At 44.5% G+C, this 13,389-nt stretch carries 11 protein-coding genes, 2 tRNA genes and 1 rRNA gene; 7 read left to right on the top strand and 7 right to left on the bottom strand.

Features of this window, described 5'->3' with window-relative positions; all coding sequences use genetic code 11:
• Window positions 1–50: 50 nt before the first annotated feature.
• From rrf to AC58CZ_RS04395, 5 genes are all read left to right on the top strand, one after another.
• Window positions 51–164: ribosomal RNA gene (gene rrf / locus AC58CZ_RS04375) — 5S ribosomal RNA — on the top strand.
• Between the two features lie 267 nt (window positions 165–431).
• On the top strand, window positions 432–836 hold the full coding sequence (locus AC58CZ_RS04380) for a hypothetical protein (RefSeq protein ID WP_494223957.1): 405 nt from the start codon (window positions 432–434) through the stop codon (window positions 834–836).
• Between the two features lie 72 nt (window positions 837–908).
• Window positions 909–1,322: an OsmC family protein gene (locus AC58CZ_RS04385; protein WP_494223956.1), complete on the top strand. Its 414-nt coding sequence runs from the start codon at window positions 909–911 to the stop codon at window positions 1,320–1,322.
• A gap of 4 nt (window positions 1,323–1,326) precedes the next feature.
• Window positions 1,327–1,788: a flavodoxin family protein gene (locus AC58CZ_RS04390; protein WP_494223955.1), complete on the top strand. Its 462-nt coding sequence runs from the start codon at window positions 1,327–1,329 to the stop codon at window positions 1,786–1,788.
• 67 nt (window positions 1,789–1,855) lie between these two features.
• Entirely contained in the window at window positions 1,856–2,515 is a 660-nt protein-coding gene (locus AC58CZ_RS04395) for a DUF938 domain-containing protein (RefSeq protein WP_494223954.1), read from the top strand.
• 99 nt (window positions 2,516–2,614) lie between these two features.
• Here AC58CZ_RS04395 and AC58CZ_RS04400 read toward each other — a convergent pair whose 3' ends face one another.
• Window positions 2,615–3,406, bottom strand: a complete 792-nt coding sequence (locus AC58CZ_RS04400; RefSeq protein ID WP_494223953.1) for a dienelactone hydrolase family protein — start codon at window positions 3,404–3,406, stop codon at window positions 2,615–2,617.
• A gap of 425 nt (window positions 3,407–3,831) precedes the next feature.
• Here AC58CZ_RS04400 and AC58CZ_RS04405 point away from each other — a divergent pair, with 425 nt between their 5' ends.
• Together AC58CZ_RS04405 and AC58CZ_RS04410 are read left to right on the top strand one after the other, a co-directional pair.
• Complete coding sequence (locus AC58CZ_RS04405) at window positions 3,832–5,919, top strand: catalase (protein ID WP_494223952.1); 2,088 nt, start codon at window positions 3,832–3,834, stop codon at window positions 5,917–5,919.
• A gap of 281 nt (window positions 5,920–6,200) precedes the next feature.
• Window positions 6,201–6,989: an MBL fold metallo-hydrolase gene (locus tag AC58CZ_RS04410; protein ID WP_494223951.1), complete on the top strand. Its 789-nt coding sequence runs from the start codon at window positions 6,201–6,203 to the stop codon at window positions 6,987–6,989.
• A gap of 74 nt (window positions 6,990–7,063) precedes the next feature.
• Here the strand turns inward: AC58CZ_RS04410 and AC58CZ_RS04415 are convergent.
• From AC58CZ_RS04415 to AC58CZ_RS04440, 6 genes are all read right to left on the bottom strand, one after another.
• Window positions 7,064–7,139, bottom strand: a tRNA-Lys gene (locus tag AC58CZ_RS04415).
• Window positions 7,140–7,341: 202 nt separating this feature from the next.
• Window positions 7,342–7,417, bottom strand: a tRNA-Lys gene (locus AC58CZ_RS04420).
• A 194-nt stretch (window positions 7,418–7,611) separates the two neighbouring features.
• Complete coding sequence (locus AC58CZ_RS04425; protein ID WP_284719809.1) at window positions 7,612–9,561, bottom strand: MacB family efflux pump subunit; 1,950 nt, start codon at window positions 9,559–9,561, stop codon at window positions 7,612–7,614.
• 250 nt (window positions 9,562–9,811) lie between these two features.
• A complete protein-coding gene (locus AC58CZ_RS04430) occupies window positions 9,812–11,131 on the bottom strand; it encodes an efflux RND transporter periplasmic adaptor subunit (RefSeq protein WP_494223950.1) in 1,320 nt (439 codons plus the stop codon).
• 258 nt (window positions 11,132–11,389) lie between these two features.
• Entirely contained in the window at window positions 11,390–12,475 is a 1,086-nt protein-coding gene (locus AC58CZ_RS04435; protein WP_494223949.1) for a DNA polymerase III subunit delta, read from the bottom strand.
• A 161-nt stretch (window positions 12,476–12,636) separates the two neighbouring features.
• On the bottom strand, window positions 12,637–13,350 hold the full coding sequence (locus tag AC58CZ_RS04440; protein ID WP_494223948.1) for an LPS-assembly lipoprotein LptE: 714 nt from the start codon (window positions 13,348–13,350) through the stop codon (window positions 12,637–12,639).
• Window positions 13,351–13,389: the final 39 nt, after the last annotated feature.

Consider the following 13,389-nt stretch of genomic DNA (forward strand, 5'->3'; position numbering starts at 1 on the left):
CGTGGTACTTATCAAAAGTCACACAAACAGACTCATATCTAACCCCCTTTGCTGACGACAATAGCGCGATGGCCCCACCTGATCCCTTCCCGAACTCAGAAGTGAAACATCGTCGCGCCAATGGTAGTGTGGTTCGCCCATGTGAGAGTAGGTCATCGTCAGCTCTCTATTCCTGATTAGCCCCCAACTTAGTGTTGGGGGCTTTTTTTGTCTTAAACTTATCTGACTTCCCTAGAAAATCTCTTTATTTAAATGGTTTTATCTTTCGCTCGCATCAAAGCAGTTCTTCAACTCTTTCCTTGCCCAAATCATCACTAGCCTCTTATACCTAAAAGCCCCCGCTCACTCGAAGAGGGCTTTTTTATTGGCTTATTTATTAATAATAATTTATAACTATAGATGGTCAACTGAAAGTTTATTGAGATAATCTGATGATATTAGAAGAAACGGATAAATTGTATTTATATGACAGCTATGAAGATGCATATCTCATCGATAAAGAAAGCAGCGATATCTTATTTATTGATAGTTTTTACGATGGTCCATCTTGTGCTTTAATTGATCCAAATAACAAATATGCAATCGTAGCTGGTAAGCATTTAACTCTTTGGGACTGTTATGAGGGAAATAATAAGCTCACAAAATTTGAAACAGAACAGTTTTGCTGGATAGAAAGACTAAGGTTAATCAATGAAGGTACTATTCAAATATTATTAGATCCATGGTTCCAATACAGTGCTATATGGGAATTAACAGTTTCTAATAAGTCCTTATTTAAAATTTCAGATTTTATGAAGTATAAAAACCTACCTTATACTGATAATATAGTTTGGTGATTCATTATAAAACCACTATTTGAACCTTATAGTGGATTGTATATTTCTGAATTTTAGCTTAGGAAAGAACCTATGACTACCTCAAAAGTAACCTACCAAGGCGATTTGCGCACTACCGCCATTCATTTGCAATCAAATAATGAAATTATCACCGATGCCCCAACGGACAATCAAGGCAAGGGCGAGGCGTTTTCACCGACTGATTTGCTAGCGACCAGTTTGGCCAGCTGTATGCTAACGATCATTGGTATCAAAGCCCGTGACATGGAGATTGATCTTGCAGGCACCACGGCTGAAGTGACCAAAGTCATGGCCGCTGATCCAAGACGCGTGAGCGAGATCCATATCATCTTGACCTTTAATAAGGAGCTTGATGATAGAACGCAAACGATCTTTTATAACACCGCATTGACTTGTCCAGTCGCCAACAGCATCCACCCTGATATCACGCAGAACTTAACGTTCCGTATTGCTCGTGGCCTTTAATGCTATGGCAAAAACGTTATTGATTGTCGCTCATGCGCCGTCACCCAATACTGAGAAGTTGGCGCAAGCGGCGTATGGTGGTGCCAATCATCCTGATCTAGATATCAATGTCATTTTGAAGTCGCCGCAGGACACGCAGCCTGAAGATGTGTTGGCTGCTGATGCTTTGCTATTAGGCACGACTGAAAATCTAGCATATATGGCAGGGCTGACCAAAGACTTCTTTGATCGCTGTTATTATCCTGTGCTAGAAGAGAAGCAAGGCATGCCATTTGCATTATATATACGTGCAGGGCATGATGGTACGGGTACCAAGCTTGCAATAAAGACAATCACAACAGGGCTACGCTGGTCGTGGATTCAAGAGGCGCTGATACTACAAGGCGAGTGGCAGGATAGCTTTACCGAACAAGTAGAAGAGCTTGCCATGACGTTAGCCGCTGGCGTTGAAGGGGGTATTTATTGATAGCATATTTTGCCAATAATTCGCGAAAGATACTGCAAACCTAATGGGCAGTCTGAGGAGAATATCAATGCAAAACGATCATCTAAACAGTCAAGTGGATATCGACGCGTTGCCATTCTCTCAAGCGTGCGAGAACAATAAGCAGCCTATCCTAGAAGTATTGCAAAACGAGCTACAAGGCTTTACAAATGTGCTAGAGATTGGCTCTGGAACGGGTCAACATAGTGTTTACTTTGCTCCTCGTTTACCTGAGATACAGTGGCAAACCAGCGATGTCACGAGCAACCACCGTCATATAGAGGCTTGGCATCATGCTTATCCTGCGCCCAATCTATCTCTACCATTAGCGTTTGATTTGGCTTACGATTCTCTACCTATCAATAGTCAGTCAGTAAATAGCAATATAGCCAAGCCCTATGATGCGATATTTACGGCAAATACGCTACATATCATTAGCTGGGCTTTAGTTGAGCGGCTATTTTTACTGGTTGGTGATGCGTTACCTGTGGATGGTAAGCTGATTGTCTATGGCCCATTTAACGAACATGGTAACTATACCAGTGCGGGCAACCAGCGATTTGATGCGATGTTAAGGCAAGGTAATTCTGACAGTGGTATCCGTCATAAAGAAGACATTGTAAATTTAGCAAATATGCATCATCTAACGCTTAGCAGAACGTACGCGATGCCTGCCAATAATCAGCTGTTGGTCTTTCAGAAGTATTAAATGATTAGAACGTCAAAAAAAGACACCTCACCGATGATTCGTTGAGGTGTCTTTTTTTTGCATTGCTTATATGGTGACTGATATTTTTATACGATTAGATTATTTATACTCATCTGCTAAGAAGTCCAAATAACGTTTCCAAGAGCGCTCATCGGCGCGTGCATCATATCTGTCACTGCCAAATACGCTAAAGGCATGTGGTGCGCCGCTGTAAGTGACCATTTCATAAGGAACTTTTGCCGCTTCTAGCGTTTTGCCCAGAGTCGCAAAGCTCTCTAGAGAGACAGACTGGTCAGCTGAGCCGTGGAACACTAATATCTCGCCATTGGTCTTGTCATAACTTTGACCGGTCGGAGTATCAAAGGCACCATGGAAGGGGACAAAGGCTTTTTGCGGGAAGCCTGAACGTGCTAACTCTAATGCAACCGTACCACCGAAACAATATCCCATGGTCGTGCCGTTGCGCACATCATTGCCCTCCAGTCGTCCAGCATTTAACGCACCTTGTAGTATGCGGCGCATTTTGTTGCGATCATCGTAGAGCTCGCCTGTTAAACGCTTATTTTCTTCGACAGAGGTCGGACGAATGCCTTGCCCAAACATGTCTGCTGCCAGTACGTTGTAACCTTCATTCGCTAGCATATCAGCGCGTTTGCGCTCATAGTCGGTTAGACCATCCCAGTCATGAATCAACAAGATAAAAGGAGCGTAGGGCTTATTTGCTTTGGCGTAATAGCCCTCGTATGCTTGGTTATCCACCGTATAAGTGACGTTCTTGGTCGTGATAGCGGCAGCGGTTTGGCTGATGGTCAATGCCAGGAGCCCCATTGATGCACCCGCCAATAATGAGGGGTAAGGTTTTTTGGACGAGAAATTCGAAGTTGGTAACATAGTCGATAGCCTTATAGTTATATAAAAAAGAGATAAATATATGGCCAAAAACCATGCCAATGTTATTTATCGATGATCTCTAGTACGCCATAAAGCATACCTTAAAGAATAACTAAATTACAAGATTGGATTGTTAACGTTTAGGCTGGCTCAAAAGCCGTCAAGCGGTTGAGTGACTGTGCACGTAAACTTTAACCAAACATCAACAACTTTCACTATATACGCAACTATAAGCGACTTAGTTTTTGGGTAAGATAAACCGTATGCCTTTTATTCTATTCTCTTTTTTAATAATTGGTCATGCAGCATCACAGACAGATAATCGACAGATGAAGTCAGTATTATCCCAAAGGATACAACACCTGTGTAAGCACATTTTTAATGGTCTTAGAAGAGACTATTTTACTCATTAGATAGGATGTTTTATGAATAATAATATCGATCATACCGACCCAGCCAAAGATATGAATACTGAACGCGGTAATGGGGGCGAAACCCATCAGCGCGCAGGTGATGACACCAAAGTATTGACTACCCAACAAGGCGTGGCTATCAGCGACAATCAAAACTCACTAAAAGCAGGCGCACGCGGTCCTACGCTATTAGAAGATTTTGTACTACGTGAAAAGATCAACCACTTTGACCATGAGCGTATCCCTGAGCGTATCGTCCATGCGCGTGGTAGTGCGGCACACGGTTATTTTGAGCTGACCGAATCATTAGAAGAGTATACAACGGCCAAAATTTTGACTGAGACTGGTAAACAAACACCACTTTTTACCCGTTTTTCGACCGTTGCCGGTAATAAAGGCTCAAAAGACACGCCACGTGATGTGCGCGGATTTTCTGTCAAAGTCTATACCGAAGAAGGTAACTGGGACATCGTGGGCAACAACATGCCCATTTTCTTTATCCAAGATGCCATTAAATTTCCAGATTTGATCCATGCGGTCAAGCCTGAGCCAGATCGCGGATTCCCACAAGCGGCGTCTGCCCATGATACGTTTTGGGATTTTGTCTCATTGAGTCCTGAAACCATGCATAATCTGATCTGGTTGATGAGTGATCGTAGCCTGCCACGTAGCTTACGCATGATGGAAGGTTTTGGTATTCACAGCTACCGTTTGATTGATAAAGACGGTAAGAGCACCTTTGTACGTTTCCATTGGAAGCCAGTACTTGGCGTACAATCAACCACGTGGGACGAAGCCGTAAAAATCTCTGGCGCAGATCCTGATTATCATCGCCGTGATTTGTTTGAGTCAATTGACAATGGCATGTATCCTGAATGGGAGTTTGGCGTCCAGTTATTTACTGAAGAAGAAGCCGATCAGTTCCCGTTTGATCACCTCGATGCGACCAAGCTCATTCCAGAAGAGCTAGTGCCCGTGAAAATCGTTGGTAAAATGGTCTTGAATCGCAATGTAGATAACTTCTTTGCAGAGACAGAGCAAGTCGCATTCTGCCCATCACACGTAGTTCCTGGTATCGACTATAGTAATGATCCATTGCTCCAAGGCCGTCTATTTAGTTATCTAGATACGCAGTTGTCACGTTTGGGCTCACCAAACTTTGCGCAAATTCCAATCAATGCACCAAAATGCCCGTTTGCCAACAACCAGCAAGATGGCCATATGCAAATGCAGGTGCCTAAAACGCGGGTGCTCTATGAGCCACAAAGCCTTGATCCAACGCGTCCACGCGAAAGCGCCAAACGCGGATTTGCCTCATTCCAAGAGCAGATGGATGATGGTGTCAAAGGTCGCATCCGTGCCGAAAGCTTTGCCGATCATTATAGTCAGCCGCGCATGTTCTATCGCAGCCAGACAGAGGCAAGCAAGGCACACATTGCCTCTGCTTATGCGTTTGAGCTGGGTAAAGTAGATACTGCACATGTACGTACTCGTATGCTCAGCCATCTGCCGCATATCGATGAAGACTTGGCTAATCGTGTGGCTTCAGCCCTCGGTATGGAATTACCAAAGCCTGCTGATGCCGCTGCACCTGTACAGGATCTAGGCACGTCAAAAGCGCTGCAAACCATCGGTATCTCACCGAAGAGCCTAAAAGGTCGCTTAATTGGTATCTTAGTTGCTGAAGGTTCTAGCCATAGTGAAGTCAAGAAGTTTGAACAAGCCGCTATCGACGCTGGTGCTAGCGTCAAGATCGTCGCGCCTAATAAAGAAGTGACACTAGATGATGGTACACACATTCAAGCGGACGAACGTCTTGCTGGTGGCCCTTCTGCGCTCTTCGACGCTGTGGTCAGTATCATTATGCATCCACCAGCCAAAAAGCTGGCTATGGATAGTGCAGCACTAGATTGGTTCAACGATGCTTATGCACATTGCAAAGCGATTGCTTATTGCCCTGCGACTGAAGAACACATCTTGAGCAAATTGCCTATCGAAAAAGATAAATTTGTGACGCCACTGGATGATGTTGCTGGTTTCATCGAAAACGCTAAGACCCGTCTGTGGGAGCGCGAGCCAAAGGTTCGTGACCTTGCATAGTTGATAGCGTAATTGTTGGGATAAGCTTTAAACCTATAAAGTAAATGCTTAATGTAGAAGACCCAGCCTAAGCGCTGGGTTCTTTGCGTTTTTACTGGAAGTATAAACGTCGTCATTAATGATGTTACGCATTATGCGACTATTATCAACCGTATCTATAGTCACAAGCGTTCACTCAAAGTCATTTTGTTTGAATTGACGGGCGCTATACTAAATAGTATCTACGGAAGGGAGCACAAGCCTCATCATAATAATGAGGATGAATGCGGTAAGGAATACCAATGAGTCTATGTGAAATTGTACGTCTAGAGGGCTATATCCAAAGTAGCTACCTTGCGGTGTATCCAGATAAAATCATGCTACTAGACGGCTGCTGCCGTGCCGATGTGCCAATGGTGCTTGGGTATATCAAAGATACTCTAAATAGGCCGATAACAGACCTAAAAGTGGTGGTGGTCACCCATATGCATCCGGATCATGCGGGTGGTGCGCGCAAGTTTCGCCAAGAGACTGGCTGCCGCATTATCTCTGCTGACAAGAAAGAACAGTGGTACGGCGGTATTGGTGGACGAGCGATGCATCTGGTCGATATGAATCTTGCGTACTATGTGGCGCGGCGGCAAGGTCGCCCATTCAAAAATCTGTACTATTTGGCAAGCCTAAAGCCAGACATCACTGTCACAGACGGTGACTTTGTCCCAGAGTTTGATGAATGGCAAGTGTTAGAGACGCCAGGACATACGGATCGTGATCTGTCTTTACTTCATTTGCCCAGTCGTCAGGTATATACGGCTGATCTCATCATTAAATTGCGCCATAAGTTTGTGGCGCCATTTCCTGTCTATGATCCCAAGGCTTATAAGCAATCGTTAAAAAAAATCAGAGATTTAAAACCATCAATGGTAATGATGGCACATGGTCGAGAGCGGGCGATGAGTGAGGTAGAGTTTGATGCGTTCATCGACCAAGCCCCCAAGTATCCGCGCACGATTAAAGATACGATCAGACATAAACTGCTATGGCGTAAGAAAGGCAGCTTCCGACTTTTTAAACGGCGACATCATAAGTAGATATAAAATAAAGGATAGAAAGTGCAGACGAAAAAAAGCCCAGTTACTATCATAGTAACTGGGCTTTTCAAATATGGTGGGCTGTCCGCGACTCGAACGCGGGACCAATTGATTAAAAGTCAACTGCTCTACCAACTGAGCTAACAGCCCTGAGAAGCGTATAAAAATTGCACTGCAATTTTAGCTTCGCAAGAAAAAATTCTTTAAATAGAATTTTCTAAAAGTTATGCTAACAATAAATGTATATTATTGCCAACAAGAGTAACTCATTTAAAAAAGAGCTTTTTAAACTTAACTTTATTAAACAACTACCGGATAGGGTAGAACGATGAATAAAGGTTAAACTAAAATATGGTGGGCTGTCCGCGACTCGAACGCGGGACCAATTGATTAAAAGTCAACTGCTCTACCAACTGAGCTAACAGCCCTAACGTTTAAAGTGTTTGTATCCCTAAACGTGAGAGCACATTATATATATAATTCTGACAATTACAACCCCACATGATAAAAAAAGTGTAATTCTCTTATAAAATTGCCAATTTATTCCAGTTTCTTTAAATTTTTGCCATTATATCGATATTGACTGCTCTATTTTTGGCTAAAGCGAGTCAATAATCAATTATTAGTCTCGAGAAAGCGCCTCAACAGGATCTAGTTTGGCAGCATTACGTGCTGGCAAGAATCCAAATACTACGCCAATCAATGTCGAGCAAACAAACGCGGCAATAATAGAAGTCGGTGAGTAGATGACTTTGAAACTATCACCGCCCACACTATTAATCAGCTCACCAATGGCGAATGCCATTCCAATACCAATCAGTCCCCCTAGGATACAGACTAGAACGGCCTCAATGAGAAATTGCTGCATGATATCGCTTTGACGCGCACCTACTGCCATACGAACACCAATTTCATTAGTGCGCTCGGTGACAGAGACTAGCATGATGTTCATGACCCCAATACCACCAACAATCAACGAAATAACTGCAACTGATGAGATAAGTAGGGTCATCGTACCTGTCGTTGACTCAATGGTTTGACGGATAGAGTCTGAATTTCGTAGCTCAAAGTCATCTTTGCCATGGCGACTCTCTATCAAGTCAGAGATGGCCGTCTCTGCAGCACTAGAAGAGATACTATCATCTAACAACGCCACAAAGCGGTCGATATTGGTACTACCGGTGACGCGCGACATCACCGTTGTATAAGGCATATAGATAGTAGGCGTCGTTACACTGGGACCAAAGCCACCATCGCTCTCTTCAAGTACGCCAATCACGCGTCCAGGCACACTACCAACCAATATTACCTCGCCAACAGGGTTATCAATATCTGAGAAAAAGGTCTGTTTAGCGTTGTCATCGATGATGATATCTTGACTACGTAATGTAATGCTTTTTGCATCAAACCCTTGGCCCAGTGCTAATGTCTCACCAGTGACGGTTAGATAGTCTTCACCAACGCCATTGACGGTAGCATCCTCCTGTATATTACGATAGCGGACACTAGAGCTGGCATTTACCTGAGGGCTGACACTGATAATATAGGGCTGATTGCCGACCGCCTCTGCATCTTCTGGTGTCAAATTGTCATCGTTATAGCGGCGTCTAGGATCGCCTCTAGGGTAGCCATCATTGACGGTAATGGTATTGGTACCTAACGAGCTGATATTGGCAAGGATTTGCTGCTGAGAGCCTTGTCCAAGACCTACAATAGATACGACTGCGGCAATACCGATAATAATGCCGAGCATAGTTAGTAGAGTACGCATCTTATGCGCGCGCATGGCAAGCAAAGACATTTTGAACGCTTCAAGCAGTCGATCAATAAAACTACCAAAGGCACTTTTGCGATGCTCGCCAAGGATAGATTCTGGTTTTTTGTCTGTGTGCTTATAATGCTCAGTTTGATAGTCAGCGATGACATGGCCATCTTTGAGCTCAATCACACGCTCTGCTTGTGCTGCTAGTTTTGGATCATGAGTGACCATGATAATGGTATGACCTTGTGCGCTGAGGTCATGCAAAATCGCCATGACATCTTCGCCAGACTTACTGTCTAGGGCACCAGTTGGCTCATCTGCTAAGATAACATCGCCACCATTCATCAGTGCACGAGCGACAGAAACACGCTGCTGCTGTCCACCTGAGAGCTGATTGGGACGATTGTTGACCTTATTGCCAAGGCCGAGGTCAGTTAGTAGCTTCTCAGCACGATTGGTGCGTGCCTCGGTATCCATGCCTGCATACACGGCAGGGACGGCGACGTTGTCTTTGGCACTGATATCACCAAGCAAATGATAGCGCTGAAAAATAAAACCAAAGTGCTCACGGCGCAGTTCTGCTAGCTGATCGGCATCAAGCTTACGGGCGGATTGACCATAAATCTTATAATCACCAGCAGTGGCTTGATCTAGACAACCTAAGATATTCATCAAGGTGGACTTACCAGAGCCTGACTGTCCAATGATAGCGACCATCTCACCTTGGTGAATCGTCAGATTGATATCATGTAAGACGCGAATGGTTTGCTCACCAGCAGGGAACTCTCTGATAATGCCAGATAGTTCCATAATGGGCTTGCCTGATGCAGAGTGGTTAGCGCTATTGGTTTTTGCTGAGTTGCTTGAGCGATTAGCAGAAGTGTGTGACCCTAAGTTTTGAGCCGTGCTACTTTCAGAGCTATCTTCAGTCGACGGTTTAGGAGATTGAGATATAGTCATAGCAATGTCTTTAATAAAGGCTAATAAGCGTTATAGTGTTGTTATGAAAGGGCTGCTATGTTTAGCAAGCCTTTCTTACTCAACATAGTCAAAGCACAAGTTACATTTGAGGTCCACCAGGTACGCGGCCGCTATCTGATTTCTTACCGCTCTCTTCACTGATGATTACTTCTTCCCCTTCTTTCAAACCACTTAAGATTTGCGCATTTACTCGGTTATCAATACCGACTTCTACAGTACGCTCTTCTACGGTTCCGTCATCTTTTAATACACGTACAAACTTGCCCGTTGTTGATTTGCCTTTTTCTTTAGCTCGCTTTTCTTGTATCACTGTTGATGGTACTAATAGAGTATTTTTGGCTTCGTTGACGATGATATATATCTGTGCCGTCATATCGATTCGAAACAAGCGGTCAGGGTTTGGTACTTCTACGTAGCCGACGTAATAGATAGCAGCGTCTGTCGAGCTGGTGCTACTGATCTGCTCTGGGGCAGGTTCGATAGCGGTTAATGTCGCATCATACTGTTTGTCTGGATTACCGATAATATTAAAATAAGCAGGCATACCAGCACTGACGTTAATGACATCAGCTTCTGAGATTTGCGCGTTGATACGTACGGTCGATAAATCTGCTAACGTCACCAATGTGGGCGCCGTTTGGTTAGCATTGACCGTAGTACCTTGCTCAGTCGTAATAGAAACGACTGTACCTGATATTGGTGCACGAATCGTGGTATAGCTTAGATCTTCTTCAGCAGTACTGACGTTGGTTCGTGATTTGCGTAATGCTGCTTGCTGACTGTTGATATTGGCTTCTGTGGTCGCAATCGCGGCTTTAGCTGTGTCGATAGCCGCACGTGCATTGGCAACGGCTGCTTTTGCAGTCTCGACACTGGTCGCCTGCGTATCATATTCTTGTTGTGAGATAGCATCGATAGCGACTAAGTCTTGCAAACGGGCAAAATCAGACTGTGCTTGTTTGAGCTCAGATTGGCGGCTAGCAAGATCGGAATAGGCACTTTTTAGTGCTGCCTGTTTGCTGAGCGACTCTGCTTGCGCACTTTGTAGCGCGGCTTCACTTTGCTCAAGGCTGGCTTGTTCGTTGCTCAGGTTGTTTTTTTGGGTCACTTGGTCAATCTGTGCGATCAAATCGCCTTGCTTGACTTCATCACCGACTTCAACGTACAGGCGTTTTACCTCGCCAGATACCTGCGCGCCGACATCAACGGTATTTAACGCTTTTACCTTACCAGAGGCCATGACATTGTTTTCAATATCACCGACTTCAACGGTTGCGGTTAAATAGTTAGGTGCGGTTTCTTCTGGTTTTAAAAAAGTATAGGCCAAAGCCCCTAATGCTACGATAATTAAGGTGATGACACCCCATTTAATAGCAGATTTTCTGCTTATTTTGCGCATGACAACAATCCAATCACAATTAAATCAAGTGTAGATATAGTAGAGACTTCATGTGCGAAAGGGAATGATAATTAGTTTACGAAAGGTTAAGGCCTATGTAGTACAGATAACATGACAGAAAATAAGCGGCTGTTAATGGATAAATATGAGGAAAGGGTGGACATGATAAGAGGTAGTAAGGGAGAGGCCTTTAAAATGCTACTTGGTAAAATAAGGTATAGGGCGTGATAGTGAATGACGACTGGCTATCACGAAGTACTATCGTATGGTAAACAAACGCTTGCCTGCCAGCTCCAATGCCGCTTGCAGTAGTAACTCCCATGCTGGTTGGCGAATAAGGCCTTTGATGGCTTGGTCACAGCGATAGAGCAGAGCAGGCCATTCGCTCGTTTGTTCTTTTGACTGACGGCGGCACGCTTGTTGGTATAACCCTTGCTTACTACGCCAAATGCCTAATGCTTGAGGGTCTTGACCATCCAGCAGTTGCATAATTTGACGCATGTCTTTGCTAATAGCCCAGAGTACTAAAGTAGTAGGCTCATCGGTCGACTTTAGCTGAAACATGATTTTGGCAACCTGCGTGCTATTACCTGCAAGCATCGCATCAGACAAATCAAACACACTAAATTGCGCGTCGCTGACTAAGGCTGCTTGTAAGTCTGCAATATCCAATGCCACATTATTTACCGGCTGTGTAAAACTATTAGAGTGCTCGTTATCTTCATTATTATCACTATTGCTAGTAGCTAATTGGGGTGCAAACAGATAAGACAGGCGCCATAGCGTTTGATAAGCACTGAGTAGGTGGTGCTCAGTGTGTGACATAAGAAGTTGCCACGCTTCTTGTGACAGTCGTAATCCAAACTTCTGAGCTTGTATTTGCAACAACTGCTGGCGCTGCTGCTCGTTGTATAAATTGCAATCAATGACAGTGCCGTATTGAGCAAAAGGGGCAAACCACTTGCTGCTCTGACTGCGTTTGTCTTGCTTGGGTGTTAGCCATAATACGCTATGACTGTGCGCACCTGTTTGCGCCTCAACAGCAAAGCGCTCAAGCTCAGCAATAACTGCTTTATCAGGTTTATGATTGCCAGTCACGATTACCGCACTGGCATCATCAAATAGAGACTGGCTACCAAGCTCTGACAATACTTCTTGCCAACTCTTCACCGATATCAGCTCTATACGTTTGATAGCATAGTTTTGCGCGCGCCAATGCGGACGCAGCGCGTCAATGAGCCACTGACTGAGTAACGGCTCGTCACCATGCGCCAGCCACAAGCCCGCAACTGAAACCGAAGGCTGCAGGAGTTTGGGATAAGCTTGTATAAAGGTGTTTTGCATAGCGTGGTGGGACACAGGTTGGTAAGCAGATGATAGCATTTGCAAAAATATGACGAGCGCTGTCGAACTTGCTTAGCTGACTAAGTTAGTGCGTACGCTCGTTGTTCTTCATACTTAAATGGCTGCAAATGATAGAGCTTAATAACAGTATTTGTTAAAAGTTACTTCTCAGGTACGACGACAACCGTTGGCGTTGCGCCTTTATTCATCAGTACAGACTGCTTGGCAGCAGGTGCAACTTTTGGTAGCGAAATCGCCACATATTGATCCGTGATACGGCGTGCTAAGCTGTCATAGAGCCAATCACGAATCTGGTCGCCTTGCTGGTCATCAGTACTGACGGATGCTTCATTGTATTGATAGCTGCGCTCGACTTGAATGGGATTGGTAAGCGTGACGGGCTTGCCATTCTCGATCGTCTGGTAGCTGACATCAGCAGAGAGTACCAAGCGAATCTCTGTCAATACACCCACCAACTCGTAACGTTTAAAACGCACGTTACTGATATCGATCGCTGCAATCGGTTTAGCACCAGCTTGTTGATTGCTGCGAATCACATCATCAACTGTCATATTGCCAATGACATCGACACCTAATGTGGTTAGGCGACGCGTCAATGGCAATTTTAGAGGAAATGAGGTGCGATTGTCTTCGATAATGACGGCTGTTTTGTTGGCATTGAGCAGCATTGGCGAATCATAGCCGCGTAGCTGAAAACCGCAACCACTTAGACCTGCCGTTGCACCCAATATCGCAAACATAGGTAATGCTGTGAGCAATGCCGTCGCAAGCTTCTTTCCACCAGATTGTTTTGTACCAAAGTGCCGTGCGCTTGGCGTTGGTTGTGACTGCCCAGCTCGATGCTTATACGACATAAACGCTATCCTCATATGATAAAAAGGCTTAGAGCACTA

This window comes from Psychrobacter sp. CR212 (assembly GCF_059693765.1).

Bases quoted from the DNA above. Each gene is read 5' to 3' on its own strand.
- AC58CZ_RS04380 (WP_494223957.1), top strand. From the start codon at position 432: ATGATATTAGAAGAAACGGATAAATTGTATTTATATGACAGCTATGAA.
- AC58CZ_RS04385 (WP_494223956.1), top strand. From the start codon at position 909: ATGACTACCTCAAAAGTAACCTACCAAGGCGATTTGCGCACTACCGCC.
- AC58CZ_RS04390 (WP_494223955.1), top strand. From the start codon at position 1,327: ATGGCAAAAACGTTATTGATTGTCGCTCATGCGCCGTCACCCAATACT.
- AC58CZ_RS04395 (WP_494223954.1), top strand. From the start codon at position 1,856: ATGCAAAACGATCATCTAAACAGTCAAGTGGATATCGACGCGTTGCCA.
- AC58CZ_RS04400 (WP_494223953.1), bottom strand. From the start codon at position 3,406: ATGTTACCAACTTCGAATTTCTCGTCCAAAAAACCTTACCCCTCATTA.
- AC58CZ_RS04405 (WP_494223952.1), top strand. From the start codon at position 3,832: ATGAATAATAATATCGATCATACCGACCCAGCCAAAGATATGAATACT.
- AC58CZ_RS04410 (WP_494223951.1), top strand. From the start codon at position 6,201: ATGAGTCTATGTGAAATTGTACGTCTAGAGGGCTATATCCAAAGTAGC.
- AC58CZ_RS04425 (WP_284719809.1), bottom strand. From the start codon at position 9,561: ATGGAACTATCTGGCATTATCAGAGAGTTCCCTGCTGGTGAGCAAACC.
- AC58CZ_RS04430 (WP_494223950.1), bottom strand. From the start codon at position 11,131: ATGCGCAAAATAAGCAGAAAATCTGCTATTAAATGGGGTGTCATCACC.
- AC58CZ_RS04435 (WP_494223949.1), bottom strand. From the start codon at position 12,475: ATGCAAAACACCTTTATACAAGCTTATCCCAAACTCCTGCAGCCTTCG.
- AC58CZ_RS04440 (WP_494223948.1), bottom strand. From the start codon at position 13,350: ATGTCGTATAAGCATCGAGCTGGGCAGTCACAACCAACGCCAAGCGCA.